Genomic DNA, 25,876 nt, shown 5'->3' with positions numbered 1-25,876 from the left:
CAAGGCGATCATCGCCGCGACCAAGAAGTCGGGCCTGGACGAGCGGGCCGCCGTGGTCTCCATCGCCACCGCGTTGCAGGAGTCGAAGCTGGAGAACCTCGGCCACCTGGGTGACCGTAACGACCACGACTCGCAGGGCCTGTTCCAGCAGCGCCCGTCGTCCGGTTGGGGCACGGTGGAGCAGATCACCGACCCCGAGTACGCCACGATGGCGTTCCTCAAGGGCCTCAAGCAGGTCGACGGCTGGCAGGACATGCCCCTGACCAAGGCCGCCCAGACCGTCCAGGTCTCGGCGTACCCCGACCACTACGCCCAGTGGGAGCAGCAGGCCGCCGACCTGGTCGCCGCGCACTGGAACAGCTGACCCCTGGAACAGTTGACCCGACGCACCGCCCACGCGAAGGCCCCGGCTCTGTTGAGCCGGGGCCTTCGCGATTCTCTGGTGGGCGATACTGGGTTTGAACCAGTGACCTCTTCCGTGTCAAGGAAGCGCGCTCCCACTGCGCCAATCGCCCGTGGTCGAGAGCGGACGACGGGATTCGAACCCGCGACCCTCACCTTGGCAAGGTGATGCGCTACCAGCTGCGCTACGTCCGCGTGCCACCCGGTCTCCCCGGCGACGGGGTGAACTCTACCTCATTCCAAGATCGCCCGCCCGGCCGACCCCACCGGTCCGCGCCGCCCACGTCCGCCCCGGCACCGCCCGTGCCCCGCCAGCTACCGGCCCCGCTCGGCGAGGACGGCGGCGGCAAGCCGGTCGTCGGCCCGGGCCGCGTCCGCCGCCGCCAGCAGCCGCCAGTGCGCCGCCTCCCACCGGCCCGGGTCGGTCAGCTCGGCCGGCAACCGGTCCCGGCCGGTCTCCCCCACACCACACCCACCCGGCGTCGCGACGTCCCCTGGAAGAATCGGAGCCAGGATAGACATCGTATCGACGCAGAGCGATCGCCTCCCACAAGCCGGGAGAACCCGCCCGGGTGGGTTCGGGCTCCGCTGCGCAGGGGGCACCGATGCGCCCGGCCAGTGGCGGCGACCGGCGGGGAAAGCAGTAGGGTCACCTCCCGATCCCGGAAGGTGACCCTACTGACCGTGTGGGCGATACTGGGTTTGAACCAGTGACCTCTTCCGTGTCAAGGAAGCGCGCTCCCACTGCGCCAATCGCCCGTGCTTGTTACCGAGGTGGGGACGGGATTTGAACCCGCGTACACGGCTTTGCAGGCCGTTGCCTCGCCTCTCGGCCACCCCACCGAGGTTGCCCCCGTCATACGTGGCGGCAGCTCCGAGCGGACGACGGGATTCGAACCCGCGACCCTCACCTTGGCAAGGTGATGCGCTACCAGCTGCGCTACGTCCGCTTGCCCCCGGAACACACCCGGTGACGGATGGAAACTCTAGCCGAGCGGTCGGACCGATGCCAAATCGGGTTCACGGTCGGCGCGTCCAGTGGCGGCCGGGTGACCGCCATCCCCACGTCCAGAGCTTCCTAGGAGAGTTCGTCGACGATTGCGGTGCGGTCGGCTCACACCTGCATTGAACAGGTCGGGAAAGCTACCCGACGCGCCGGTGGACGCTGTCCGGCTTCCGACTGCCAGCTGCCCGATCGGGCGGCTCGGTAACTCCCCGTGGTCGTGTCGATGGGTTACCGTAGCGGCGTGACAAGACGTGCCGCCGCCGATGTCCGCCTGGATTCCCTGCTGCGCACAGCCTGCGACGTGATCGTCGAGCGTGGACTCGCCAACACCCGCACCGCCGACGTGGCCGCCGCCGCCGGAGTCAGCCAGGCGCTGGTCTTCTACCACTTCGCCACCAAGGAGCGGCTGCTCGCCCAGGCGTTCGCGTACGCCGTCGAGCAGGAACTGTCCCGGCTGGACGCCGTGCTGCGCTCCGCCACCCCGCCCCTGACCAAGGTCCGACGCATCCTGCGCCTCTACACCCCGACCGGCCGGCCCTGGGCGATGTGGATCGACGGGTGGGCGGAGTCGCTGCGTACCCCGGAACTGGAGAAGGTCTGCCGCCGGCTGGACCTGCGCTGGCGGCAGGACCTGGCGGCGGTGATCTCGGCCGGGGTGGCCGACGGCACCTTCGAGTGCGCCGACCCGGCCGGCGCCGCCTGGCGGATCAACGCGGTGATGGACGGGCTCGCCGTCCAGCTCGCCGTGCACGAGCGGGTCATCTCGCGGCGACAGTTCGGCGAGTGGATCCGGCTGGTCGCCGCCCGGGAACTGGGCCTCGACCCGGCCCAACTCGTCTGATCCGACGCCCCGCGCCATTGCCCCCGTCCGGTTCGCCTGGTATTCACGAATGCGCATGCGTAACCACGCCTGCGCCGGGCCGGCGTCACGCCGGTCCCCGCTCCCACAAGGAGGTTCCGTGCCCATACCGGAGTGGACACCCCGAACGAGCCGGCGCCGACGCCGGCTCGTTCCCGTACTGGCGACCGCCGCCGTGGTCGCCGCCCTGCTGCCCGGCGGGGGCACCGCCACGGCCGCGCCGGGCGACACCGCGGCCCCGGCCCCGGGCCGCTCCGGCTCGTTCGCCGACGACCGTCACCAGGCCGCCGACGTCGACAACCGCACCGGTACGGCCGCACCCGACGCCCGTCAGCGCAGCCTGGCCCGGGCCACCGGTGTCCCGGTGCGGTGGAACCGGCTGGGCACCCCGCACGCCCTCGGCCCGGCCCGACTGGCCACCGGCCTGCCCGCCGACCCGGAGGCCGCCGCCCGGCGCTACCTCACGCAACAGCGGGACCTGTTCGGGCTGGACGCCGACGCCGTCGCCGCCCTGGACCGGCTCCTGGTCCGCCCGGTCGGCGACGGCGCGGTGGTCACCCTGCGGCAGCGCTTCGGTGACCTGCCCGCCGGCCACGACGGCCTGGTCACCGTGGCGGTCGCCGACGGCACCGTGCTCTCGGTCAGCTCCTCGCTGTCCCGGGACGCCTCGGCCCCCGCCCCGGCAACCCGCACCGCCGCGCAGGCGTACGCCGCCGCCCTCGCCGACGCCGGCCTGGACGCCACCGGGGTGGCCAGCCACCAGGTGCGCCCGGTCGCCGTGCCCACCCCGCTCGACGGCACCCGGGCCGCGTACGAGGTGACCCTGATCGGCCGGGACAGCGACCACCCGGCCGCCTTCACCACCTACGTCGACGGGATCAGCGGGAAGGTGCTGATCCGCGAGGACCTGGTCGACTTCGACTCCGACAACCCGAGCTGGGCGGTCTACCCGGCCACCCCGCCGCAGGACCTCGCCCCCGGGCAGGACCCCCGGGTCCGCTGGTGCGCCACCCCCGCCGCCGACTGCGTCGCCGCCTTCCGCGACCCGGCGAGCGGGCAGCCCTGGGACGTCGACCTGGCCACCGGCGCACCCACCAACACCACCCGGGGCAACTCCGCCAACACGGTGGTCTCCTGGGGCGCCGGCAGCCCGCTGGTCAACGCCCCCGCCCGCCCGGACCGGCGTTACGAGTACCCGTTCACCGACCAGTGGCACCAGTCCCGCTGCGACCCGGCGGCGTTCACCTCCGCGCCGCGCAACGACGCCGACGCCGCCACCGCCAACCTGTTCGCCATGCACCACCGGATGCACGACTGGGCCTGGCACCTCGGCTTCACCGAGGCCACCTGGAACCTCCAGGCGGTCAACGTCAGCGGGGCCGGCCTCGGTGGCGACGCCGAGCAGGGGCGGGCCCAGCAGGGTGCGCTGAGCGGCAACCGGAACAACGCCAACCAGTCCACCCCGCGCGACGGGCTGCCGCCGACCACCAACATGTACCTGTGGCAGCCGCAGGCCGGTGGGCCGTACCCGCCGTGTGTGGACGGCGACTACGACATGACGGTGATCGGCCACGAGTACACCCACGCGATCACCAACCGGATGATCGCCGGCCCGGACACCGGGATCGGCGGGCACCAGGGCGGGGCGATGGGCGAGTCGTGGAGCGACCTGCTCGCCGCCGAGTACCTCTACGAGCACGGCCTGCGCGCCCCCGGCGAGACGCCCTTCGTCACCGGCGGCTACGTCACCGGCAACCTGGTCAGCGGCATCCGCAACTACGACCTGAGCCGCAGCCCGCTCAACTACTCCGACGTCGGCTACAACACCGGCGGTCCGGCGGTGCACGCCGACGGGGAGATCTGGGGCGCGACCAACTTCCGCATCCGCGCCGCCCTGGTCAAGAAGTACGGCCTGGGCACGCCGCAGCGGCAGCTCGACTGCGCGCAGGGCCGGGTGGCCGCCGAGAACTGCCCGGGTAACCGGCGCTGGGTGCAGCTGGTCTTCGACTCGTTCCTGCTCCAGGCGGCCAGCCAGGTCAGCATGCTCGACATGCGGGACAACCTGCTCACCGCCGACCGGCTGCGCTTCGGCGGGGCCAACCAGGAGCTGATCTGGGCCGAGTTCGCCCGCTCCGGGATGGGCCGGGACGCCACCACCGTCGGCGCGGCCGACACCGACCCGACGCCGAGCTTCGCCAGCCCCTCCGGCGGCAACGCCACGCTGACCCTGCGCCCCCGGGGCGACAGCACGGACGCGCCGATCCGGCTCTACGTCGGCGACTACGAGGCGCGGGCCACCCCGGTCGCCGACACCGACCCGGCCACCCCGCTGCCGGCCACCTTCGAGGCCGTCGCCGGGACGTACCAGGTGCTGGCGGTCGCCCCCGGCTTCGGCCACCAGCGGTGGGAGGTGGTCGCGAAGGCCGGCCAGCAGGGGTACGTCGACCTGCGGCTGAGCCGTAACCTGGCGTCCACCGCCTCCGGGGCGGTCATCACCGGCGACGGGGTGAACCTCGACCGGATCGGCGACGACACCGAGGCCACCAACTGGGCGTCGCTGACCGGGGTGGCCGGCAGGCAGGTCACCGTGACCCTGCCCGGCACCGCACCGCAGCCGGTGCAACGGGTCAACGTCAGCGCGATGCTCCGCCCGGCGATCACCGGCGACGCCGACCCCGGTGCGCAGAACGCGCTGAGCGCGCTGCGGTCGTTCGCGGTGTCGGCCTGCGACGCGACCACCACCGACTGCGCCGATCCGACCCGCTGGACCCGGGTCCACACCAGCGCCGACGACGCGTTCCCCGGTGGGAAGTTCCGGGCCTACTCCCGGGACCTCATCCTGCGGTCGTTCCGGGTGCCGACCACCGTCGCCACCCACGTCCGGTTGGAGGTGCTGGCCAGCCAGTGCACCGGCGGCCCGGCGTACGCCGGTGAGCAGGACGACGACCCGGCCACCCGGACCGACTGCGCGACCGCCAGCCCGGCGCGCGACCAGGTGCGGATCGCCGAGTTCCAGGTGTTCGGAAAGTGAAACCCGCCGGGGCCGGGTGGTGGCGCCACCCGGCCCCGGCGGCCCCCGATCACCGTCGGACGGTGGTCCAACGGACCGGTCGACGGATCGGGCGGGCATCGCCCTCCACACCGTCGGAGGCGGTCCGGGTCAGCTGCCGCAGCCGCATCAGCAGGCCGACGCCGAGGAAGAGCAGCAGCCCACCGAGCAGGAAGGCCGCCTGCACCAGACCGAAGCCGCCGCTCTGGTCGGCCGAGCGGTTCGCCGCGGCCGGTGGCGGCACCTCGGCGAGCGCCTCCTCGGTCGGCTCGGTCTCCTCCCCCGTCGGCTCCAGCACCTCCTCGGTCGGCTCCGGCGACGCGCTGGTCGGCTCGGGCGCCGCCGTGGTGGGCGGCGGTGCCGTGCCGACGACCTGCCGGGTGGCACTCTGCCGGGCGAGCAGCCGCAGGTTGGGGTCGTACGCCTCGGCGGCCATCGTGATCCGGCCCCGGGTGACGTCCTCGGCGAAGGCCACCCGGTAGGTGGCGGTGACCGTCCGGTCCGGGCAGAGCGTGCCCGGGTCGAGTTGCCGGTCGGTCAGCCGGGCCACCGCCCCCTCGGCCCGGATGTCCAGCGGGAACGAGCCGGTCTCCTCGACCCGGTCCATTTTGACCTGGTCCAGCCGCAGCCCCTGCACCGAGAGCACCATCGACCAGCGGACCTTCACACACCCGCCGTTGCCCTTGCGGGACACCACCGCCGAGACCGTTCGTACCTGGTCACCGGCGGTGAACTCGGCCGGCAGGCCGCTCAGCTGGGTGGCGAAGCGGTCCGCCGCCGATGCCGGCGCCGGCCCGGCGAGCCCTGTCCCCGTGAGGCAGGCCAGCACCGCCCCGACCCGTAGCGCGTTCCGCCACACCATCACCACCGCCTCGTCCTCCCGTCGGTCTTGTCCACTCGCCACGCTATGAGGAGGATGGGAAAGCCGGTAGACGGGCGTGTTCGCGCCGAGCGGCAAGTGCGGGGCCGGTTAACACCGACAGTGGTGAACCGGTCACCCGGCACCGCCGACACGCCGGGTGACGGTGTGGGCTAGGCCGCTTCGTCGGTCCGGTGAGGGTCGACCACGCCGGGGTTCGTGCGACTGACATCCTGGGCGGGTGCCCGAACTCTCCGCCGCCTTCGTCCGGCTGCACGCCCGGCTCACCCCGGTCGCCTTCGTACCCGAGGTGCGGTTGCACCAGGCCGACGAGCCGATCGGCCTGTGGGAGCTGACCGAGGGCGAGTTCCGCAGCGCCCAGCCGCCACCGTTCTGGGCCTTCGCCTGGGCCGGTGGGCAGGCGCTGGCCCGCTACGTCACCGACCATCCGGAGGCGGTGGCCGGCCGCCGGGTGCTCGACCTCGCGTCGGGCTCCGGCCTGGTGGCCATCGCCGCCGCCAGGGCCGGCGCGGCGACCGTCCGGGCGGTGGAGATCGACGAGCGGGCCGTCGCCGCCGTCGCCCTCAACGCCGAGGCCAACGGGGTACGCGTCGACGCCGAACTGGCCGACGTCCTCGACGGCGACGCCGGGGACGCCGAGGTGCTGCTCGCCGGGGACGTCTTCTACAGCGAGGCGATGGCCCGTCGGGTGCTGCGCTTCCTGCTGCGGGCCGCCCGGTCCGGTGCCCGGGTGCTGGTCGGCGACCCGGGGCGGGCGTTCCTGCCCCGGGAACGCTTCCGCGAGCTGGCCGCCTACGACGTGCCGGTGCCGGAGGCGCTGGAGAGCGTACGGGTGAAGCACACCACGGTGTGGGAGCTGGACCCCGCCCCGCCCGGGGCCGCCCGCTAGCGTGACCGCGTGCTGTTCCGGGGGTGGGAGGCGGCCGTCGACGGGCCCTGGCCGGATGTGGCCACGGTCGTCGACGGGGTCGGCGGCACCCACCTGGTGGTGACCCGGCACGCGCTGGTCCGGCAGGTGCTCGCCGACCCGGTGACCTGGCGACCCGACAACGCCCTGGACGCGGTGACCCCCATCCCGGTGGCCGCGCTGCGGGTGCTCACCGGGCACCGGTTCCGGTTGCCGCCGACGCTTGCCAACAACGCCGGCCCCAGCCACCCGGAGATCCGGGCGATCGTCGCCGAGGCGCTGCACCCGGACCGGGTGGCCGCCCAGCGGCCGTGGCTGACCGCGCTGGTGCGGACCCGGGTGGCCGGGATCGCCGCCGAGCTGGCCGCCGGGCGACCGGTCGATCTGCACGCCCGGCTCGCCGCCGACCTGCCGCTGCTGGCGCTGGCCCGGCTGGTCGAGCTGCCGGACGCCCCGGTGGGCGCGGTGAAGAACTTCGCGCGGGCGGCGCTGGAGCTGTTCTGGGCGCCGTTGGACGCCGACCGGCAGCAGGCCCTCGCCGCCGAGGTGGGCCGGTTCCACGCCGTACTGCGGGAGTTCGCCGGTGCCGGTGGCGGGCTGGCCGCCCGGCTGCGCGGCGCCGGGCACTCCCCCGACGTGGTGGTCGGGGCGCTGTTCTTCCTGCTGGTCGCCGGTCAGGAGACCACCAGTCAGTTCCTGACCCTGCTGCTGCACCGGCTCACCGGCGAACCCGAGGTGCGCGCCGGGTTGCGGGCCGGCACCGTCGCCGTCGCCGATGTCGTCGAGGAGGGCCTGCGGCTGGAACCGCCGATCGTCACCTGGCGACGGGTGGCCGCGACGGACACCACGCTGGGCGGGACGCCGGTGCCGGCGGGCAGCTCGATGCTGCTGTGGCTGGCCCGCGCCGGCCGCGACCCGGAGGTGGTGGCCGAGCCGGCCGGATTCCGCCCCGGGCAGCGCGGTTCCCGCCGGCACCTGGCCTTCGGGGCGGGGGCGCACCGCTGCGTGGGCGCGCAACTGGCCCGGCTGGAGGCGGCGGTGGTGGTCGCCGAGGCGGCACCGCTGCTCGACGCGGTGACGGTGGTCCGGCCGCCGTGGTGCCCGGACAACCTCACCTTCCGGATGCCCGACGCGTTCGTGGTCCGCCGGACCAGCCGGGACACGGTGGCGGACACACCGGCGGGCGAAGGGGCGTAACCCACCGTCGCGGCGGCGGGTTGAACCCCTTGTCGACGCGCGTCTCGTGAGCACGCCTATCTGCCCGGGGGTGAGGGTGCAGCGCAGGCCGACCATCCTCGTCCCACTGCTCAGCATCGTCCTGCTGCTGCCCGTGGCGGTCACCCTGCGTCCCGACCCGCAACCGTCCGTTCCCGCAACCGCCTCCGCCGGGTGGGGTCCCACGGTCGCCTCCACCTCACCGGCACGAACGGCCACGCCTTTCGGCGCATCATCGCACCGCCTCCCGCACCAGTCATACGCTCGTATTAATCGCGAGCTTCCGGTAACATCAGACATTGACGTACATAAACGTCTGATGGTCGGCCCTGCCCTACCGGACAACGCCGGGGCGGACCGGGCCGGGGGGGAGGTCGGTCCGGCAATCGGACGGGCGGGCCGCGGACAGCCATCGACGGAACGACGCGACCCGACGGGGCCGGAATGCCGGAGTGTGCGGGGGACGCTCAGCCGGCGACAGCGGGAAGCGACCGGTCGGCCGACCACCGACGAACCCCAACCCGGAACCGCGCCGCTCCGATCCAGCGTGCTGCGCTGCTGAGCAGCGGCGATCGGCTCCACCCCGCCTGTCACCGTTCCGCGACCCTCCGGCCGGCCGGCGACGACCCCGTCGTCCCCAGCCCGCAACAGACCGCCGCCCCCTGCCTGTCGTGCCGCCGCCCGGTGCGCCACGACGGAGGGTGACGACCCGTTGACCGCTGCGCAGCCTCCTGGATGTGAATCGTGCTCTCCACTGTGAACTGGCGCACCCTGCGTGCCGACCTGCCCGCCTCCCTCGTCGTCTTCCTCGTCGCCTTGCCGCTCTGTGTCGGCATCGCCGTCGCCTCCGGCGTACCCGTCGAACTCGGCCTGGTCACCGGCGTGGTCGGTGGGCTGGTCGTGGGCCTGATGCCCGGCAGCAGCATGCAGGTCAGCGGCCCGGCGGCCGGCCTGACCGTGCTGGTCGCCGAGGCCGTGGACCGCTACGGCCTGGCCGGGCTCGGCACCATCGTGCTGGTCGCCGGGCTGCTCCAGATCGGGTTGGGACTCCTGCGACTCGGCCGGTGGTTCCGGGCCATCTCGGTGGCCGTGGTGCACGGCATGCTCGCCGGTATCGGCCTGCTGCTCATCGCCGGCCAGGTGCACGTGCTGGCCGGCGCCACCACGCCGCCCATCGGGCTCGCCGCATTCGCCGGGCTGCCGGCGCTGGTCGGTGACCTCACCGAATCCGGTGCGGCCCGGTTGTCGCTCGCCGTGGGGGTGGCCACACTCGCGCTGATGATGCTCTGGAACGCCCTGCCCGGCAGGCAGCGCACGGTGCCCGGCGCGTTGGTCGCCGTCGCCGCGGCGGCCGGCGCGACCGCCGTGCTGGGACTGCCGGTCGACACCATCGACGTGGCGGGGCTGCTCGCGGCGATCCAACCGTCGATCGGGCACCCGAGCCTGCTGGTCGACCTCGGGGTGCTCACCACCATCGCCACGTTCACCCTGGTCGCCTCGGCGGAGAGCCTGTTCAGCGCGGCGGCGGTCGACCGGCTGCACCAGGGGCCCCGCACCGACTTCGACCGGGAACTCGTCGCCCAGGGCACCGGCAACACGATCTGCGGCCTGCTCGGCGCGCTGCCGATGACCGCCGTCATCGTGCGCAGCTCGGCCAACGTGCAGGCCGGCGCGCGGAGCAAGGCGTCCCGGGTGCTGCACGGGCTGTGGCTGCTGGTCTTCGTCGCCGCCGCACCCGGCCTGGTCGCCTTGATCCCGCTGCCCGCGCTGGCCGCCGTCCTCGTGCACGCCGGCGTCAAGCTGCTGCCGCTACGGACGATGCCCGCGCTGTGGCGGGAGCACCGGGGCGAGGCGGTGGTGCTGATGGTGACCGCCGCCGCGATCCTGACCACCGACATGTTCACCGGCGTGCTGGTCGGTCTCGGCCTGGCGGTGGTGAAGACCGCCTGGGAGACGTCTCACCTCCGGGTCATCGTGGGCGACGGCGACGGCGGGCCGGTCGACGTCGCCCTCGTCGGCAACGCCACCTTCCTGCGGCTGCCCACCATCCTCAGCGCGCTGCACGCGCTGCCCACCGACCGCAGTGTCCGGCTGGACCTGCGCGACCTGCGGCACGTCGACCACGCCTGCCGGATGGCCCTGGACACCTGGATCGAAACGCACCACCGCGCCGTCGGCGGCCACGTGCAGGTCGTCGCCCCGCGCTCGGCGCCGGCCGAGCGGCTCGGCCCGGTACGGACCGCCGAGTGAGACCGACCGGCCCGACGAACGGCCGGTGGGCTGCCGCCCACCGGCACCGCCGGTCAGGTGCCCCCGGTGTCGGTCCGGGTTCAGCCGGCGTCCTCGGCCCAGGTGCGCCAGTCGTCGAGCACCCCGTACAGGTCGGGGGTGAGCCAGCCCGGGGCGGACCGGCGGAACACCCCCGGGTCCATCGACCCGGCACCGGTCGGCAGCGCACCGAGCATGTTCGGCACCAGCTCGGTCAGGTTCGCCCAGTGCACCAGCTGCGGCTCCGCCGGCCAGGCACCGATCACCACCCCGGCGGGTACGGCCCGCCGCTCCAACGCCTCCAGGGTGAGCGCGGTGTGGTTGAGGGTGCCGAGCCCGGCCCGGGCCACCACCACCGCCGGAGCGCCCAGCGACACCGCCAGGTCGGCGACCGTCCACGCCTCGCCGGACGGGCGCAGCCCCATCGGCACCAGCAGCCCGCCGGCTCCCTCGACGAGCACCAGGTCGTGCTTGTCGACCTCCGCGCGGATCGCGTCGACGGCGGTGTACAGCTCCAGCGGCTCCAACCCGGCGACCCGGGCCGCCGCCAGCGGGGCGAGCGGGTCCGGGTAGCTGGACAGGGTGCGACCGGTGAGCGGGGCGGCCAGCCGGGTCACCGAGTCGATGTCGCCGGGCTCGCCGGTGGCCGTACCCGTCTGGCCCGGCTTGACCACCGCGACCCGTAGGCCGGCGGCCTGCGCGGCAGCGGTGATCGCCGCCGTCACCACCGTCTTGCCGACCTCGGTGTCGGTCCCGGTGACCAGCACCGCACCCTTCCACCCGCTCACGGCAGGACCTCAGCTCGCGACTGCGGGGCTCGCAAACCCGGCTCCCTCCTCGCGCTCACCGGCGTCACCTCAGCTCGCGACTGCGGGGCTCGCAAACCCGGCTCCCTCCTCGCGCTCACGGCAGGACCTCGGTTCGCGACTGCGGGGCGCACTCCACTATGGCCTCCAGGGCGTGTTCGAAGTCCGCTCTTGTCACCCCGGTCGAGAGGGTCAGTCGCAGCCGGGAACGGTGGTCCGGGGTGGACGGCGGACGGAAGCAGCCGACGGCGACACCCCGGTCACGGCAGTCGGCCGCCCAGGCGGTGGCGGCCTCCGGGCCGGGGGCGGTCACCGAGACCACCGCGCCGTCGGGGGCGGACACGGTCAGCCCGGCCGCGCCGAGGCGGCGTACCGCGTGCCGGGCCCGGTCGGCCAGCTCGGCACGCAGGTCGTCGGCGGTCCGGGCCAGCGCCACGGCGGCGCGTACCCCGGCGGCGACCGCAGGCGGTGGCGCGGTGTCGAAGATGAAGGTGCGCCCGGTCTCCACCAGGTGGCGGACGAACTCGGCCGGACCGGCGACCAGTCCACCGGCGCCCCCGAGCGCCTTGGACAGGGTTGCGGTGACCACCACGTCCGGCGCACCGGCGAGCCCGGCGGCGGCCACCGCGCCGGCCCCGGCCGGGCCGGTGACGCCGAGCGCGTGCGCGTCGTCGACCAGCAGCAACGCGCCGTGCCGCCGGGCCACGGCGTGCAGCGCGGCCAGCGGGGCGAGGTCGCCGTCGACGGAGAAGACGGACTCGGTGACCACCACCGCCGGACGGCCCGGCGCGGCGGCGAGCGCGGCGGCCACGGCGTCGACGTCGACGTGCGCGGTGACCACGGTCTCCGCGCCGGAGATCCGGCAACCGTCGATCAGCGAGGCGTGGTTGTGGGCGTCGGAGACGAGCAGGGTACGTGGCTGGACCAGGCCCCGGACGGCGGCGAGGTTGGCCAGGTAGCCGGAGGAGAAGACCAGCGCCCGTTCGACGCCGAGCCAGTCGGCCAGCTCGTCCTCCAGCGCGTGGTGGACGTCGGTGGACCCGCGCACCAGCCGGGAGCCGGTGGCGCCCAACCCGTACCCGGCGAGGGCCCGGCCGGCGGCGGCGACCACCTCGGGGTGGGTGGCCAGGCCCAGGTAGTCGTTGCCGGCCAGGTCGATCATGGGGTCACCGGCGGCGCGGGGGCGCAGGGTGCGGGTGAGCCCCGCCTTCGCCCGCAGTGCGGCGCGGCGGTCCAGGGCCGCCAGCCAGTCCGCCACCGGTCATCGCCTCCGTCCGCCACTCGACCCGCTCCGCCCGGCCCGTGCCACCGGCCGGCGCCGTCCCGCCCGGCACCTGCTGCCGGACGACCGACCCCGTCCGGCGCGATCCGCCGGACGGGTGGCGGCGCTGCCGCCGCCGGGCGAAATTACCATCCGCCGGGCCGGCACCGGCGTGGCGGCGGGCCCGCCGCACCGACGCGTGACGGGTGTGGACGAGGCGGGATCGAAGGGCGGCCCGGGTCGCCCCGACACCAGGCCGGAGGCGGCCGGCGGCCGGTAGCTCGGCCGTTTCCCGGCCCGCGCCCGCCTTGTAGGGTACGAGCCATGCCAGAGATCCTCGACCAGGCCCGGACCCAGGTGCTGGGCAACGGCGTCGGCCTCGACGAGGCCGGCGTCCTCGCCGTGCTGACCCTGCCCGACGAGCACGTCCCCGCCGCCCTCCAGCTCGCCCACGAGGTGCGGATGCGCTGGTGCGGCCCGGAGGTCGAGGTCGAGGGGATCGTCTCGCTCAAGACCGGGGGCTGCCCGGAGGACTGCCACTTCTGCTCGCAGTCCGGCCTGTTCACCTCCCCGGTCCGCTCGGTCTGGCTGGACATCCCGTCGCTGGTCGAGGCGGCGAAGCAGACGGCGGCGACCGGGGCGACCGAGTTCTGCATCGTGGCCGCCGTGCGCGGCCCGGACGACCGACTCATGAAGCAGATGCGCGAGGGGGTCGCCGCGATCCGGGCGGCGGTCGACATCCAGGTCGCCGCGTCGCTGGGCATGCTCAGCCAGGAGCAGGTCGACGACCTGGTCGAGATGGGCGTGCACCGCTACAACCACAACCTGGAGACCTGCCGCTCCTACTTCCCGAACGTGGTCACCACGCACTCCTGGGAGGAGCGTTGGGAGACGCTGCGGATGGTCCGCGAATCCGGCATGGAGGTCTGCTGCGGTGGCATCCTCGGCCTCGGTGAGACGGTGCAGCAACGCGCCGAGTTCGCCGCGCAGCTGGCCCAACTCGACCCGCACGAGGTCCCGCTGAACTTCCTCAACCCGCGTCCGGGCACCCCCCTCGGTGACCGGCCGGTGGTGGAGGGCAAGGACGCGCTGCGGGCCATCGCCGCGTTCCGGCTGGCCATGCCGCGCACCATCCTGCGGTACGCGGGCGGCCGGGAGATCACCCTCGGCGACCTGGGCACCCGGGACGGCCTGCTCGGCGGCATCAACGCGGTGATCGTCGGCAACTACCTGACCACGCTGGGTCGGCCGGCGACCGACGACCTGAAGCTGCTCGACGATCTGAAGATGCCCGTCAAGGCACTCTCCGCCACCCTGTGAGGCGATGATGACCGACGCGGGTGACCCGACCACCGACGGCCGTACGGCGGAACTCGCCGTGCTGACGCCGGCCGCGACCTGGTGCGACCGCTGTGGTGCGGACGCCACGGCGGGCCCGCACCCGGGTTGTGCGACGGCCCGGGTGCTGGAGCCGCCCCGCTACTGCGCGCACTGCCGACGGCGGATGAAGGTGCAGGTGCTGCCGGTCGGCTGGTCGGCGGTCTGCGTCGCGCACGGCGAGCGGCGGGGCTGAGGCGTGCTGCGGGGGCGGGCGGTCCTGCTGCGGCCGGTGACGGAGGCGGACGTGCCCGCCCTGGCCGCGATCCGGGCCACCCCGGAGGTGCGCCGCTGGTGGCGCGGCGGCGACGACCTGGCCGGGTCGGTGCGGGCCGACCTGGCCGACGACGCGCTGACGGTCTACGCGATCGAGCACTCCGACCGGCTGGTCGGGGCGATCCAGTGGTACGCCGAGACCGAACCGGACTACCGCCACGCCAGTCTGGACGTCTTCCTCGACCCGGCGGTTCGCGGCACCGGGCTGGGCGGGGACGCGATCCGCACCCTGGTCCGGCACCTGGTCGACGAGTACGGCCACCACCGGTTCACCATCGACCCGGCGGCGGCGAACACGGCGGCCATCCGCGCGTACGCGAAGGTGGGGTTCCGTCCGGTGGGCATCATGCGCCGCTACGAGCGGGGCGCGGACGGGCGCTGGCACGACGCGCTGCTGATGGACCTGCTCGCGGAGGAGTTGGCCGACTGAACCGGGCGGGCGTGCCCGGCACCCACGGTGCCGGACACGCCCTGGTTGTCCGTGAACGGATGTGCGTCAGCGCTGGAGGGTCAGGACACCCGGCCGCCACGGCAGCCGGTTGTAGTCGTCCTTCGCGTTGGGGTCCTTGCCCTGGTAGAGCAGCTGCAGGTTGCAGGCGTCGACGGTCTTGGTCTGGTCGGGGTTGGTGCGGACCAGGTCACCGTGGCTGATGTCGTTGGTCCACGTCGCGCCGCTGTTGGCCTTGCCGGCGAAGGGGTTGCTCTCGCTGGCGGCCTGCGGGGTCCACGAGCCGCCCAGGCTGGTGGACGTGAACGACCGGAAGTAGCGTTGCCCCTGGCTCCCGATCGCCTCGACGATCATCAGGTACTGGTTCTGGCCCTGCACCTTGTAGACCTCGACGCCCTCGAACAGGTTGTTGGACGAGTCGGTCATGATCGTCGTGTAGCTCGAGCCGAAGCTGCCCGGGAAGTTCCCGAGCGGCATGCTCGACCGGTAGATCTTGCCGTTGTCCCCGGCGAAGAACAGGTACATGTTCTGGTCGTCGCCGATGAGGGTCTGGTCGATCACGCCGTACGGGGCGTCCGGGAGGGTGGCGGTGGACAGCGTCTGCGCCGAGGACCAGCCGTTGGCGTTGGTCGGGTCGCTCGACGTCTTGTAGCTGAACGAGGTCGGCCCCCACTGGTACGCCAGCACCCAGATGTTCTTCGGGGCGAAGTACAGCAGCGTGGGCGCCACGGTGCCCTCGCTCATGCCGTTCTGGCCGGCCGAGGCCATGTCGGACCAGTTGGTGAACGTGCTGAAGTTCATCGAGCTGTACTGGCCGCTGCTGTTGACGTACGACCCGTAGACCAGGTGCTTGCCGTTGTAGACGACGTTGGTGAAGTCCTTGAGCGAGAGCCAGCCGTTCTTCGGGTTCGTCAGCGCGCCGGTCGAGGACCACCGGTAGGTCGACGGAAGCGCGCAGCCACCACCCGGCGGGGGCGTGGTGGTCGGCGGCGGCGTGGTCGGCGGCGGCGTGGTGGTGGGCGGCGTGCTACCACCGAAGTCGGTGCGCCACTGCTGGTTGGTCTGCCCGTGGCAGTCGTACAGCTGGACCTGCTGGCCGTTGCCGGTGCCCCAGACGTCCAGGCAGCGGCCGGACTGCACGCCGCTGATGCTGCCGTTGGCGTTGACGTTCCACTGCTGGTTCGCCCCGCTGTTGCAGTCCCAGATGATGATTCCGGTGCCGTTCGCGGTGGCCGCGCCGTTCGCGTCCAGGCACTTCGTGCCATAGACCCGCAACTGCTTGCTGGCGGTGTAGGTCCACTGCTGGTTCGACTGGCTGTTGCAGTCGTAGAGCTGCACCCGGGTGCCGTTGGTCTGGGTGGCGTTCGGCACGTCGATGCACCGGCCCGACTGCACGCCGACGATCCGTCCGGCGCCGCCGGAGGGCGGTGGGCTCGTGGGCGGGCTCGTCGGCGGGCTCGTGGGCGGTCCCGTGGTCGGCCCGGAGGTCGGGGGAGCCGCGTTGAGCGCGTTGAGGACCGAGTTGTACGCGGCCTTCTTGTTGCCGCCGCCGTCGAACAGCAGCGGGCTCTCGTTCGCGCGCCAGGAGTCACTGTCGCGTACGCCCCACACCGTGATGCCGATGCAGCGCGGCACGTTCAGGCACGCCTGGGTCAGCCCGGCGTACTGGGTGGTCGAGGAGTTCGTGACGTCGACCTCGGTCAGCGCCACGTCCACGCCGAGGGCGGCGAAGCTGGACAGCGTGGTCTGGAAGTTGCTCGGCAGCGAGCTGCCGCCGGTGAAGTGGGTCTGCAGGCCGACGCAGTCGATCGGCACGCCCCGGGACTTGAAGTCCTGGATCATGCGGTAGACGCCCTGCGTCTTGCCGTACGACCAGTTCTCGATGTTGTAGTCGTTGTAGCAGAGCTTCACCGACGGGTCGGCCGCCCGCGCGGTCCGGAACGCCACCTCGATCCAGTCGTTGCCGGTGCCCTGGAGGTTGGACTGACGACGGCTGCCGTTCTCCTCGAACGCCTCGTTCACCACGTCCCAGGCGGCGAGCTTGCCCTTGTAGTGGCCCATCACCCCGTTGATGTGGTTGATCATCGCGCTGCGCAGCGCGCTGCCGCTCATGCGCTGCATCCAGGGGGGCTGCTGGCCGTGCCAGGCCAGGGTGTGGCCCCTGACCTTCAGGCCCCGCTGGGTCGCCCAGTTGTAGATCTGGTCGCCGGAGGTGAAGACGAACTGGTTCTGGTTCGGCTCCGTCGCGTCCGGCTTCATCTCGTTCTCAGCCGTGATCATGTTGAACTCGCGGCCGGCGATCGTGCTGTACGTCGAGTCACCGAGCCGGCCGGCCGCGATCGCCGTGCCGAAGTACCGGCCCGACTGCGCGGCGGCCGCGCCCAGCGTGGTCGCGGCGGCGTTCGCCGACGGCATCATCACCGCGACGGCTGCCACCGTCACGACGCTGACCGCGCCGGCGAGCAGCGCTCGGACGGCGGGCGATCGCCGTCGCCGACTCCCGCCGCGAGAAACGGATGGGCTCATTGCCATCGTGGCCTCCTTGCTGGCCAACACCCAGGCCGTCGGGGCGGGACGGCCGGACGTCTTGGTTGTTAAATCTAGTGCCATCGATGTTTCCATCCTGCACCGGTCTGAACAAAGATGTTTCGGAAAAGTTTCGGAACAATTTTGGTCGACACGGTCCGACGCGACGTGGCCGGTCACCCAGGGTGCGGTGCCGGCCACGCCACGTCGAGGATCAGGAGATCGTGCAGGCGGCCCCGTTGAGGGTGAAGGCGGTCGGCTTCGGGTTGCTGCCGGTGTGGGTGCCGTTGAACCCGATGCTGGTGGACGCACCCGGGGCGAGCGCCCCGTTGTAGCTCATGCTGGTCGCGGTGACCGCCGCACCGGTCTGGGCGAACGTCGCCGACCAGCCCTGGCTGACCTTCTGTCCACTGGTGGGGAAGGTGAAGGCCAGGTTCCAACCGTTGAGCGCGGTCGTGCCGGTGTTGGTGATGCTGATGCTCGCGGTGAAGCCGCTGGTCCAGTCACTGGTGGTGTAACCGACCTTGCACGACGAGGCGGGCGTGGTCGGGGTGGGAGTGGGAGTCGGGGTAGAGGTCGGCGTCGGGGTCGGCGTCGTGGTGTCCGGCAGGGTCCGCACGGTGAGCGTCTTCGACGGGGTGGACGGGTTGCCGGCGGCGTCCACCGCCACCACGTAGAACCCGTACGACGTGTCCGGCGTCAGCCCGGTCACCTGCTGGGTGGTGCCGGTGCCCGTGGCCACGACGAGATGGGCCGGCCAGGACGTCTTGTAGATCCGGTAGGCGAGGACCCCGACGTTGTCGGTGGACGGCGTCCAGCTCAGGGTGAGCCCGTTCGTGCCGATGTTCGACGCGGTCGGGGTGCCGGGCGGGGTCGGACCGGTGGTGTCCGAGCCGGTGCCGGCCGGGGTGGCCACCGCAAGCGGCGACGACCACAACGAGCTGTTGCCGGCGCCGTCGCGGGCCAGGACCGAGAACCGGTAGTTCCTGGCCGGCGAGAGGTTGGTCAGGGTCAGGCTGTTGGTGGTGGTGCGGTGCGACATCACCACGTCGCTGCCGACCGTCTCGTGCACGACGTCGTAGCCGGCCAGGCCGCTGCCGCCGGTGTCGGTGGACGCGGGCCAGGTCAGCGTGACCGAGGTGGGGCCGATCGCCGAGACGACCGGGGTGCCGGGGACGGTGGGCGGGGTGGTGTCCGTCGGCGTCGAGGTCGGCTCGTCACCCCAGACCCGGGTGGTCCCGGCGTACAACGGCACCTTCGGGTTCGGGCCGGCGGTCGCCTGGTAGGACGGGTCGTTGGTCGGGTCCCAGGTGCCGCCCTCCGGTACGCCGATCTTGAACTGCACCTCCATCCGGTGCTGCGACTGCCCGGCCGGGGCGATCGGGTAGCCGGTGCAGTCCACCTCGACGTACCAGATGTCGCCGGAGAGCTGCTTGGCGGTCGACGGCGACGGGCACCCCTGGGTGTAGCCGGAGGTGACCTGGACGGCGGTGCTGCCCTCCGGGCGGAAGTAGTAGCGGAACTTCCCGTTGGTCAGCGCCCGCGCCGGGAACGCCGACTTGTTGTAGACGACCGCCTTCAGCCCGGTGGCCCGGGGCTCGGCCTGCATCACCGTGGTCTCCACGGTCAGCTCGGCGATGTCCGGGGTCTCCGCGGTCGGGAAGTTGGCGAGCGGGGTGCCGCCGTACTCCTGGGAGAGCCGGGCCAGCGCGGAGGTGAAACCGGCGTTGTAGTCGGTGGCGACCTCGTTCATCACGTAGTCCGACCGGCTGTCGGTGTAGGCGTCGTTGGCCGAGGACGGGCCGCCGACCAGTGCGCCGTAGAGCACGTGCCGGGTCTCCACCGGCACCGTCTGGCTGTCCCACCAGGAACCGTGCGCGGTGCGGTGGTGCGGGTTCTTCGGCGCGTTGGCGCCGAACCCGATCACGTAGCTGGACTTACGCGGGTTGTCGCCGAGTGCGTAGTTGATCTGCCGGACGGCGAAGTCGTGGAACCGCGCCTTGCGGGTGGCGTCGGTGGTCTTGTCGCTGTAGACCAGCGCCGCGAAGCTGGTGTTGGCGGCGTAGCGCAGCGCGCCCCAGGAGTCGAGGACGGCCATCCCGCCCGGCGAGTAGGGCACCTTCTGGCCGTTGATGCCGACCGTCCAGTAGTCGAGCCACCGGTTGGCGTCGTCGACGTACTTCTGCTTGCCGGTCAGGTTGGCCAGCAGCACGTACGCCCCGAACTGCTTGTTGTCCCAGGCGATCGTCCACTTGTAGGACCGGGTGGTGGACTGCGGCTCGGTGCCCAGCTTGTCGTACTCGCTCTCGGCCTTGGTCAGGTAGGCGGCGTCGCCGGTGGCCCGGTGCAGCCAGATCGCCCCCCAGACCAGCTCGTCCTGATAGCCGCTCCACGACTTGTAGAAGCTGGTCGCGTCGGTGATGCACTCGTGGTAGCTCTTGCGCACCGTGTCGGCGAACGTGTAGAGCTGCTTGGCGTGGGTGAGCAGCTTGTCGGCGTACGCGGCGTCGGTGGGCCGGAACACCATCGACGACGCGGCCATCGCCGCCGCCGTCTCCCCCGCCAGGTCCGCGCCCCCACAGCTCGCATCGATCTTGTACGCGGGCCGCGCCATCGGCAGCACCTCGGCCGGACCCCACCACTTGTGGTCGTCGTCGCCCTTGCCGACCTGCCCGTACAGCACGTTCGCCGAGGGGTGCGCCTTGATGAAGTAGTCGTTGACGAAGCGCAGGTTGTTCAACAGCGGGGTGAGCTGACCGGAGGCGACGTACCCGTCGCGGTACTCGACCGCGCCCCAGGCGAGCATGGTGGCGCTGAACGCCATCGGGAAGCCGAACTTCACGTGGTCACCGGCGTCGTACCAGCCACCGGTGAGGTCCACCCCGACGTCCGCGCCGTCGGTCAGCGCGGAGTCGCCCCGCCAGGAGACCCGGTTCCAGGACGGCTTCTTGCCGGACTGCTGCGCCTCATAGAACAGCAGCGACTTCTGCAGCGCCTCGGGATAGTTGAACATGCCGGTGCCGGCTACCTCGGCGCGCTCGGCAGCGGTGGGCGCGGCCCCGGCGGTGAGCGGGAGCGTGCTGACGGCGAGGGCCAGGCCGCTGGTCAGAGCGACACCGGCGGCGAGCAGGCGGCGGAGCCGAGGCCGGCCCCCGCCCGACCGGCCGGGCCGGTTCGGGTGCTGCATGACGGGACTCCTGTCGGTGGTGCCTCCGGCGGCACCCATCGGACGCGGGGACGGGCGTCGCGGTTGGTGGGGCCGCCGGAGGCGGGTGGTGGTAAGCCCGAAGGAGGCGCGGGAGCGCTCCCATGGATGTGCGCCAATGTAATCGGTCGGTCATCGTTTTGTGAAGAGGCCAACACCGCCGACACCGGAAGTAGCCTCCCGCGCACCTGCCCCGGCCGGCCCGCACCGACCCCGGTCGGGGCGGCCACGGCGGGCCTGCCGGCGACGACCCACCGGACTAGCCTGGGTCGATGTCGATGATCGAGCAGGTGTCGTTGGGGGTGACCGACGACCGTCGCGCCGGCCGGTTCTGGGCCGGGGCCCTCGGTTACGTCCGTCGCCCACCCCGCTATCCGCAGGACGAGTGGATCGTGCTGGAGCCGCCACCCGGCAGCACCGGAGTGGCCCTGGCCATGGACGTCAGCAAGAGCCCGGTGGCGGAGTTCCCCCGCATCCACCTCGACCTGGACGCGGGCGACCGGGACCTCGACGACGAGGTCGACCGGCTACGCGAGCTGGGTGCCGAACGGGTCGACTGGCAGCACTACCCGACCGCGCCGGAGCCCGGCCAACTGCCGTACGTCGTCCTCGCCGACACCGAGGGGAACCGGTTCTGCGTCTCCGGGCACCGCCGGGCGGGCACCTTCTTCGGCTGACCGCCACCCGGTGGCCGGGCGGCCCGGCCCGAGGTACGCGCCCGGCTGCTGCCGCGACGTCCGGAGCCGGCCGGCACCCGGAAATGGGCAGGGCCCCCGCACCGGGGGCCCTGCCTCTCCACCGTCCTCCGCATCGGAGTTCGGCCAGGCACCGGAAGGAAAGCCCCGCCCGGTGCGTACGGGTACGTATCGGTTTCCGGCGGGGTCAGCAGGCCCCGCCGGTCGGGCTCGTCCACCGGGTGCCGCCCACGGCCGCACCGGGGCGAGCGGTCCCCTCGGTGACCGGGCCGCCGCCCGCCGGGGCGACCAGGGGGACGGTCATGGTGAGCAGGGTGCCGTCCCGCTCGATCGCCGCAGGCCGGCCGAGCCGGGCCAGCGTCCGGACCATCGGTGTGTTCTCCGCCTGGGTGTGCAGGACCAGCGCCGCGTATCCGACCCGCTCGCCGTGGGTCAGCAGCCGGCGCAGCAGCGCGGTGCCGAGGCCACGCCGCTGCCAGTCGTCGCGGACCAGCAGCGCCGCCTCCGCCTCGTCGCCCTCGGCGAGCAGGTTGGCCAGCGCGACGACCGACTCCGCCGCCCCGCCGGAGCCGGTCGTCGTCGCCACCAGGGTCAACCCCCGGGCCGGTTCGAGCAGTCGACGCAGCCGGGTCGGTGACGGCAGCGCCGCCCCGCTCAGATAGCGCCGCTGCCGGCTGCGCGCCGAGCAGCCCTCGTGCAACTCCACCACGCCCGCCAGATCGTCGGCGGTCGCCGGCCGGATGGTCAGCTCCGCCCCGTCGGGCAGCATCAGGGTCACCCGGTCGGCCCCCCGCCGGGCCACCGCCGCCGCCAACTCGACAAGCGCCTGCGCCCGCGCGTACTCCGCCGGGGTGAAGCTGGGCGCCTGCCGGCGCAGCTCGTACGAGCCGCCGGCCGGGTCGGTCAGCAGCATGGTCGTGGTGCCCACCGCGTCGTGCCCGGTGGCGACCGTCGGCCGCCAGGTCACCTCGTCCGCACCGAGGGTGGCCCGGAGCACCTCACCCGCCTGTTCCGGGTCACCGACCAACCGGGTGGCCAGCCCGAGCACCCGGGTCGGCTGGTCGGCCAGGCCCCGCGCCTCGCTGCGCGCCACCCAGCAGTTCCGACCCCGTCCCCGCTCGACGGCGGCGATCAGATCCGCCTCGTCGAGCGCGTCCGGCGCGTCGACGAGGAAGTCGTCGACCGCGCCGACCTCGGTGGTGTGCACCTGCACGGTGAGGATGTTGACCCCTCGCAGCGCGAGACTCGCGGTGAGGACCGACAGGTAACCCGGCCGGTCGTCCACGGTCGCCCTGAGTCGCCACAGCGCCATGTCCACTCCCTTCCCCACCACGAAGCCTGCCCGGGGCCTGTTGCCGTGGCGTTGCCCGGCGGTGTCGCACCGGCAACCGTTCGTCCAGGTCAGGTGACGGTCGTCACCGCCCGGGGGCCGACCAGGTCGAGCCGGTCGCCGAGGATCACCGCGCTGGCCCGGACCAACTGGGCGAGCCGGTCCACCTCGGTGGCGTGGAACCCGGCGGCGGTCAGCGGCTCGGTGTGGTCCCGGGCCACCACCAGCACCAGCCCGGCCCGGCCGAACGGCGCGATCGCGTAGTGCGTGCCGTCGGCCAAGGTCAGCGTGCGGGCCCGCAGCGGGGTCACCTCGGGCAGCCGCGGCGGCTCCGGGGCCCGCCAGCTGGCGTGACCGATGGTCGCCGTACCGCCACCGGCCCGCGAGGCCCAGTCGACCGGCACGACGGCGGCCACCGCCCAGTCCGCGGCGAGCAGCCCGGGTACCGCGTCGACCAGGGTGGCCACCCCGTCGGTCGGGTTCGCCGCCACCTGGGCGAGCAGTTCGGCGTCCTGACCCGTGGTGGTCGGTGCCCCGATCGCCCGCCACACCCCGTCGACGCGTACCCCGGGGATGGCGGCGAGACCGGCGAGCAGCCCCTCGACCCGGGCGGCGCCCGGCCAGACCACGGTGAAGTCGTCGACGGCCCGGCCGCCGAGCCGTTCCAGCACCACGACCTGGACGATGTCGGCACCGGAGACGCCGAGCGTGCGGGCCACCTGGCCGAGTGTCCCGGGTCGGTCCGGCAGGGTCACCCGAACTCTCAGCAACATGTCAGTCCCTCCGCTCGGCGGGCCGACCGCACACGGCCGGCAGGCTGTTCCCAGCCTGCCGGTTGACCATTTCGTCCCTGTTGCCGTGGCATGTCCCCGGCGGAAAATTGCTGACCTTGACAACCTGGCTGACCTGCCATCAACTATCCGGATGACCGAGCCGGCCGTCGACGCGTCCCAGGGCGGCGGGTCCCCCGCCGGCCGGACGCCGCACGACGCTCCGCGCGGGCTGGATCTCGACCGGTTGGCCGGTTGGTTGGCCACCCACCGGCCGGAGCTGGCCGACGGGCCGCTGCGGGCCACCCTGATCACCGGCGGCAAGTCCAACCTGACCTACCTGCTGCACTGCGGTGGGCGCGAGGTGGTACTGCGTCGCCCACCGCTGGGGCACGTGCTGGCCACCGCGCACGACATGGCCCGCGAGCACCGGGTGATCGCCGCGCTCGCACCGACCGCCGTGCCGGTGCCCGAGGCGCTGCTGCTCTGCGCCGATCCGGCGGTGATCGGCGCACCGTTCTATCTGATGCAGCGGGTGCCGGGCGAGGTGCTGCGCACCCGGGCACAGACCGATCCGCTCACCGACGGGCAGCGCCGTGACCTGGCCTGGGCGATGATGGACACCCTCGCCGCGCTGCACACCGTCGACCCCGGCGAGGTGGGGCTGGCCGACTTCGGTCGCCCCGAGGGCTACCTGGGCCGGCAGGTGCGGCGCTGGGCCGGTCAGCTCGACCGGTCCCGCAGCCGGGAGCTGCCCGGGGTGGACGAGCTGCGGGACGCGCTGGCCGACTCGGTGCCCGAGGGGGTCAACGCCGGCCGGATCGTGCACGGCGACTACCGGCTGGACAACCTGCTCACCACGGTCGACCCGGTGTCGGTGCGGGCGGTGCTGGACTGGGAGATGGCCACCCTGGGCGACCCGCTGGCCGACCTCGGGCTGCTGCTGACCTACTGGGACGTGCTCGGTGACAGTGACCTGGCCGAGGGCAACCCGGTCGCCGACGGACTCGGGCCGCGCGCGGGCTTCCCCACCGGCACCGAGCTGATCGACCGGTACGCCGGGCGCAGCGACGTCGACGTGGGGCCGCTGCACTGGCACCTGGCCCTCGGTTGTTTCAAGCTCGCGGTGATCTGCGAGGGCATCCACTACCGGCACACCCTGGGGCAGACCCTCGGCGGTGGGTTCGACCGGATCGGCGAGATGGTGACGCCGCTGGTCGAGCACGGTCTGCGCGCGGTCGGGGAGAACTGATGGACTTCGGATACGACGACCGCACCGTCGAGCTGCGCGAGCGGCTCGGCGCGTTCCTGGACGAGTACGTCCTGCCGGCCGAGCCGGTGCACGCCGCGCAGGTCGCGGCGGCGGGTGACCCGTGGGCGCGGTCCCCGGTGCTCGACGAGCTGAAGGTCGAGGCACGCCGACGCGGCCTGTGGAACCTCTTCCTGCCCGATCCGCGCTACGGCGCCGGGCTGACCAACCTCCAGTACGCCCCGCTCGCCGAGCTGACCGGCCGCAGCCCGCACCTGGCCCCCGAGGCGGTCAACTGCGCCGCGCCGGACACCGGCAACATGGAACTGCTGGCCGAGTTCGGTGCCGAGGCGCAGCGCGAACGGTGGCTCACCCCCCTGCTGGCCGGGGAGATCCGCTCGGCGTTCTGCATGACCGAGCCGGAGGTGGCCTCCTCCGACGCCACCAACATCGCCACCCGGATCGTCCGCGACGGCGACGAGTACGTGATCAACGGACGCAAGTGGTGGTCGTCGGGGGCGATGGACCCGCGCTGCGAGATCTTCATCGTGATGGGCAAGACCGACCCGGGCGCCGACAGGCACCGCCAGCAGAGCATGGTGCTGGTGCCCCGGGACACCCCGGGGGTGCACGTCCGGCGGGGCATGACCGTCTTCGGCTACACCGACGCCCCGCACGGCGGGCACGCCGAGATCGACTTCACCGACGTACGGGTGCCGGCCGAGAACCTGATCGGCGTCGAGGGGGCCGGGTTCGCCATCGCCCAGGCCCGGCTCGGACCGGGCCGGATCCACCACTGCATGCGCCTGGTCGGGATGGCCGAACGGGCCCTGGAGCTGCTCTGCCGGCGGGCCAACCAGCGGATCGCGTTCGGCCGGCCGTTGGCCGAGCAGGGCGTGGTCCGGGAGTGGATCGCCGAGTCCCGGGTGCGGATCGAGCAGGCCCGGCTCCTGGTGCTCAAGACCGCCTGGCTGATGGACACGGTCGGCAACAAGGGCGCGCACACCGAGATCCAGGCCATCAAGATCGCCACGCCGGCGATGGCCGAGTGGGTGATCGACAAGGCGATCCAGGGGTACGGCGGCGCCGGGGTCAGTCAGGACACCCCGCTGGCCGGGCTCTGGGCCCAGGCGCGCACCCTGCGCCTCGCCGACGGCCCCGACGAGGTGCACCGGTCGTCCCTGGCCAAGCGGGAACTGCGCCGCTGGTCCTGACCACCGGCCGCCGGGTCGCCGGCCCGGGTGTGGGCGGGACGCAGCACCGGCCCGGGTGTAGGCGGGACGCCGGGCCGCGTGCCGCACCACCCGGCGGTGACGGGCGGAGTCACCGACCGGACGCACCGCCGAC

Annotated in this window: 19 protein-coding genes, 5 tRNA genes and 1 pseudogene; 12 read left to right on the top strand and 13 right to left on the bottom strand. The window is 73.1% G+C overall.

Translation table 11 applies throughout. The features are described 5' to 3' along the window. Nucleotides 1-364: pseudogene (locus GA0070216_RS22770) on the top strand (hypothetical protein); the annotation flags it as partial. 76 nt (nucleotides 365-440) lie between these two features. Here GA0070216_RS22770 and GA0070216_RS22765 read toward each other — a convergent pair. The 6 genes from GA0070216_RS22765 to GA0070216_RS22745 all read right to left on the bottom strand — a co-directional run bounded on the left by GA0070216_RS22765 (nucleotide 441) and on the right by GA0070216_RS22745 (nucleotide 1,352). Next, nucleotides 441-515, bottom strand: a tRNA-Val gene (locus GA0070216_RS22765). Between the two features lie 9 nt (nucleotides 516-524). After that, nucleotides 525-597, bottom strand: a tRNA-Gly gene (locus GA0070216_RS22760). Nucleotides 598-717: 120 nt separating this feature from the next. Continuing rightward, entirely contained in the window at nucleotides 718-867 is a 150-nt protein-coding gene (locus GA0070216_RS34670; protein WP_176739089.1) for a hypothetical protein, read from the bottom strand. Between the two features lie 222 nt (nucleotides 868-1,089). Continuing rightward, a tRNA-Val gene (locus GA0070216_RS22755) sits at nucleotides 1,090-1,161 on the bottom strand. 13 nt (nucleotides 1,162-1,174) lie between these two features. After that, a tRNA-Cys gene (locus GA0070216_RS22750) sits at nucleotides 1,175-1,245 on the bottom strand. Nucleotides 1,246-1,279: 34 nt separating this feature from the next. Then, a tRNA-Gly gene (locus GA0070216_RS22745) sits at nucleotides 1,280-1,352 on the bottom strand. Nucleotides 1,353-1,649: 297 nt separating this feature from the next. On the opposite strand from GA0070216_RS22745, the gene GA0070216_RS22740 reads away from it, so the two are divergent. Both GA0070216_RS22740 and GA0070216_RS22735 read left to right on the top strand, forming a co-directional pair. Further along, nucleotides 1,650-2,249 (top strand): TetR/AcrR family transcriptional regulator, encoded by a 600-nt coding sequence (locus GA0070216_RS22740; RefSeq protein ID WP_091249892.1) that lies wholly within the window; start codon nucleotides 1,650-1,652, stop codon nucleotides 2,247-2,249. A gap of 118 nt (nucleotides 2,250-2,367) precedes the next feature. Then, a complete protein-coding gene (locus tag GA0070216_RS22735) occupies nucleotides 2,368-5,298 on the top strand; it encodes a M36 family metallopeptidase (RefSeq protein ID WP_091249834.1) in 2,931 nt (976 codons plus the stop codon). A 49-nt stretch (nucleotides 5,299-5,347) separates the two neighbouring features. On the opposite strand, the gene GA0070216_RS22730 is transcribed toward GA0070216_RS22735, so the two are convergent. After that, the gene (locus GA0070216_RS22730; protein WP_245722646.1) at nucleotides 5,348-6,220 is read right to left on the bottom strand and encodes a hypothetical protein; all 873 of its coding nucleotides are present in this window, start codon (nucleotides 6,218-6,220) and stop codon (nucleotides 5,348-5,350) included. Between the two features lie 196 nt (nucleotides 6,221-6,416). Here GA0070216_RS22730 and GA0070216_RS22725 point away from each other — a divergent pair, with 196 nt between their 5' ends. The 3 genes from GA0070216_RS22725 to GA0070216_RS22715 all read left to right on the top strand — a co-directional run bounded on the left by GA0070216_RS22725 (nucleotide 6,417) and on the right by GA0070216_RS22715 (nucleotide 10,568). Then, nucleotides 6,417-7,085 carry a class I SAM-dependent methyltransferase gene (locus GA0070216_RS22725; RefSeq protein ID WP_091249831.1) on the top strand — a complete coding sequence of 223 codons (669 nt, stop codon included), beginning with the start codon at nucleotides 6,417-6,419 and terminating at the stop codon, nucleotides 7,083-7,085. Nucleotides 7,086-7,094: 9 nt separating this feature from the next. Continuing rightward, the gene (locus GA0070216_RS22720) at nucleotides 7,095-8,300 is read left to right on the top strand and encodes a cytochrome P450 (RefSeq protein ID WP_091249827.1); all 1,206 of its coding nucleotides are present in this window, start codon (nucleotides 7,095-7,097) and stop codon (nucleotides 8,298-8,300) included. A gap of 762 nt (nucleotides 8,301-9,062) precedes the next feature. Continuing rightward, nucleotides 9,063-10,568, top strand: a complete 1,506-nt coding sequence (locus GA0070216_RS22715) for a SulP family inorganic anion transporter (protein ID WP_091249824.1) — start codon at nucleotides 9,063-9,065, stop codon at nucleotides 10,566-10,568. Nucleotides 10,569-10,648: 80 nt separating this feature from the next. On the opposite strand, the gene bioD is transcribed toward GA0070216_RS22715, so the two are convergent. Together bioD and GA0070216_RS22705 are read right to left on the bottom strand one after the other, a co-directional pair. Next, nucleotides 10,649-11,353: a dethiobiotin synthase gene (gene bioD, locus GA0070216_RS22710; RefSeq protein ID WP_091249886.1), complete on the bottom strand. Its 705-nt coding sequence runs from the start codon at nucleotides 11,351-11,353 to the stop codon at nucleotides 10,649-10,651. 136 nt (nucleotides 11,354-11,489) lie between these two features. Beyond that, nucleotides 11,490-12,650, bottom strand: a complete 1,161-nt coding sequence (locus GA0070216_RS22705; RefSeq protein ID WP_091249820.1) for an 8-amino-7-oxononanoate synthase — start codon at nucleotides 12,648-12,650, stop codon at nucleotides 11,490-11,492. 327 nt (nucleotides 12,651-12,977) lie between these two features. Between GA0070216_RS22705 and bioB the strand changes: the two genes are divergently transcribed. From bioB to GA0070216_RS22690, 3 genes are read left to right on the top strand one after another with little or no spacing between them, the layout of a single operon-like run. After that, nucleotides 12,978-13,973 (top strand): biotin synthase BioB, encoded by a 996-nt coding sequence (gene bioB / locus GA0070216_RS22700; RefSeq protein ID WP_091249816.1) that lies wholly within the window; start codon nucleotides 12,978-12,980, stop codon nucleotides 13,971-13,973. A gap of 7 nt (nucleotides 13,974-13,980) precedes the next feature. After that, on the top strand, nucleotides 13,981-14,226 hold the full coding sequence (bsaP, locus tag GA0070216_RS22695; protein WP_091249883.1) for a biotin synthase auxiliary protein BsaP: 246 nt from the start codon (nucleotides 13,981-13,983) through the stop codon (nucleotides 14,224-14,226). A 3-nt stretch (nucleotides 14,227-14,229) separates the two neighbouring features. After that, entirely contained in the window at nucleotides 14,230-14,736 is a 507-nt protein-coding gene (locus tag GA0070216_RS22690) for a GNAT family N-acetyltransferase (RefSeq protein WP_091249814.1), read from the top strand. 66 nt (nucleotides 14,737-14,802) lie between these two features. Here GA0070216_RS22690 and GA0070216_RS22685 read toward each other — a convergent pair whose 3' ends face one another. Together GA0070216_RS22685 and GA0070216_RS22680 are read right to left on the bottom strand one after the other, a co-directional pair. Further along, nucleotides 14,803-17,286: a non-reducing end alpha-L-arabinofuranosidase family hydrolase gene (locus tag GA0070216_RS22685; RefSeq protein WP_091249880.1), complete on the bottom strand. Its 2,484-nt coding sequence runs from the start codon at nucleotides 17,284-17,286 to the stop codon at nucleotides 14,803-14,805. Nucleotides 17,287-17,494: 208 nt separating this feature from the next. Beyond that, entirely contained in the window at nucleotides 17,495-20,467 is a 2,973-nt protein-coding gene (locus tag GA0070216_RS22680) for a glycoside hydrolase family 9 protein (RefSeq protein WP_091249811.1), read from the bottom strand. 290 nt (nucleotides 20,468-20,757) lie between these two features. Here GA0070216_RS22680 and GA0070216_RS22675 point away from each other — a divergent pair, with 290 nt between their 5' ends. Next, nucleotides 20,758-21,162: a VOC family protein gene (locus GA0070216_RS22675; protein WP_091249809.1), complete on the top strand. Its 405-nt coding sequence runs from the start codon at nucleotides 20,758-20,760 to the stop codon at nucleotides 21,160-21,162. Between the two features lie 205 nt (nucleotides 21,163-21,367). Here GA0070216_RS22675 and GA0070216_RS22670 read toward each other — a convergent pair whose 3' ends face one another. Both GA0070216_RS22670 and GA0070216_RS22665 read right to left on the bottom strand, forming a co-directional pair. Next, a complete protein-coding gene (locus GA0070216_RS22670; protein WP_091249806.1) occupies nucleotides 21,368-22,492 on the bottom strand; it encodes a GNAT family N-acetyltransferase in 1,125 nt (374 codons plus the stop codon). Nucleotides 22,493-22,581: 89 nt separating this feature from the next. Continuing rightward, nucleotides 22,582-23,283, bottom strand: coding sequence for an ACT domain-containing protein (locus tag GA0070216_RS22665; RefSeq protein ID WP_091249804.1), 702 nt, complete (start codon nucleotides 23,281-23,283; stop codon nucleotides 22,582-22,584). 151 nt (nucleotides 23,284-23,434) lie between these two features. Here GA0070216_RS22665 and GA0070216_RS22660 point away from each other — a divergent pair, with 151 nt between their 5' ends. Together GA0070216_RS22660 and GA0070216_RS22655 are read left to right on the top strand one after the other, a co-directional pair. After that, nucleotides 23,435-24,532: a phosphotransferase family protein gene (locus tag GA0070216_RS22660; protein WP_091249800.1), complete on the top strand. Its 1,098-nt coding sequence runs from the start codon at nucleotides 23,435-23,437 to the stop codon at nucleotides 24,530-24,532. Next, entirely contained in the window at nucleotides 24,532-25,743 is a 1,212-nt protein-coding gene (locus GA0070216_RS22655) for an acyl-CoA dehydrogenase family protein (RefSeq protein WP_091249796.1), read from the top strand. The genes GA0070216_RS22660 and GA0070216_RS22655 overlap by 1 nt, the downstream gene beginning before the upstream one ends. The last annotated feature ends 133 nt before the right edge of the window (nucleotides 25,744-25,876 follow it).

It is taken from the genome of Micromonospora matsumotoense, assembly GCF_900091525.1.
Classification (GTDB): Bacteria; Actinomycetota; Actinomycetes; order Mycobacteriales; family Micromonosporaceae; genus Micromonospora; species Micromonospora matsumotoensis.
The sequence above is the reverse complement of the archived record's forward strand: the minus strand, read 5'-3'. Positions and strand labels throughout refer to the sequence as shown.

Bases quoted from the DNA above. Each gene is read 5' to 3' on its own strand.
- bioB (WP_091249816.1), top strand. From the start codon at position 12,978: ATGCCAGAGATCCTCGACCAGGCCCGGACCCAGGTGCTGGGCAACGGC.
- bsaP (WP_091249883.1), top strand. From the start codon at position 13,981: ATGACCGACGCGGGTGACCCGACCACCGACGGCCGTACGGCGGAACTC.
- GA0070216_RS22685 (WP_091249880.1), bottom strand. From the start codon at position 17,286: ATGGCAATGAGCCCATCCGTTTCTCGCGGCGGGAGTCGGCGACGGCGA.
- GA0070216_RS22680 (WP_091249811.1), bottom strand. From the start codon at position 20,467: ATGCAGCACCCGAACCGGCCCGGCCGGTCGGGCGGGGGCCGGCCTCGG.
- GA0070216_RS22675 (WP_091249809.1), top strand. From the start codon at position 20,758: ATGTCGATGATCGAGCAGGTGTCGTTGGGGGTGACCGACGACCGTCGC.
- GA0070216_RS22670 (WP_091249806.1), bottom strand. From the start codon at position 22,492: ATGGCGCTGTGGCGACTCAGGGCGACCGTGGACGACCGGCCGGGTTAC.
- GA0070216_RS22665 (WP_091249804.1), bottom strand. From the start codon at position 23,283: ATGTTGCTGAGAGTTCGGGTGACCCTGCCGGACCGACCCGGGACACTC.
- GA0070216_RS22660 (WP_091249800.1), top strand. From the start codon at position 23,435: ATGACCGAGCCGGCCGTCGACGCGTCCCAGGGCGGCGGGTCCCCCGCC.
- GA0070216_RS22655 (WP_091249796.1), top strand. From the start codon at position 24,532: ATGGACTTCGGATACGACGACCGCACCGTCGAGCTGCGCGAGCGGCTC.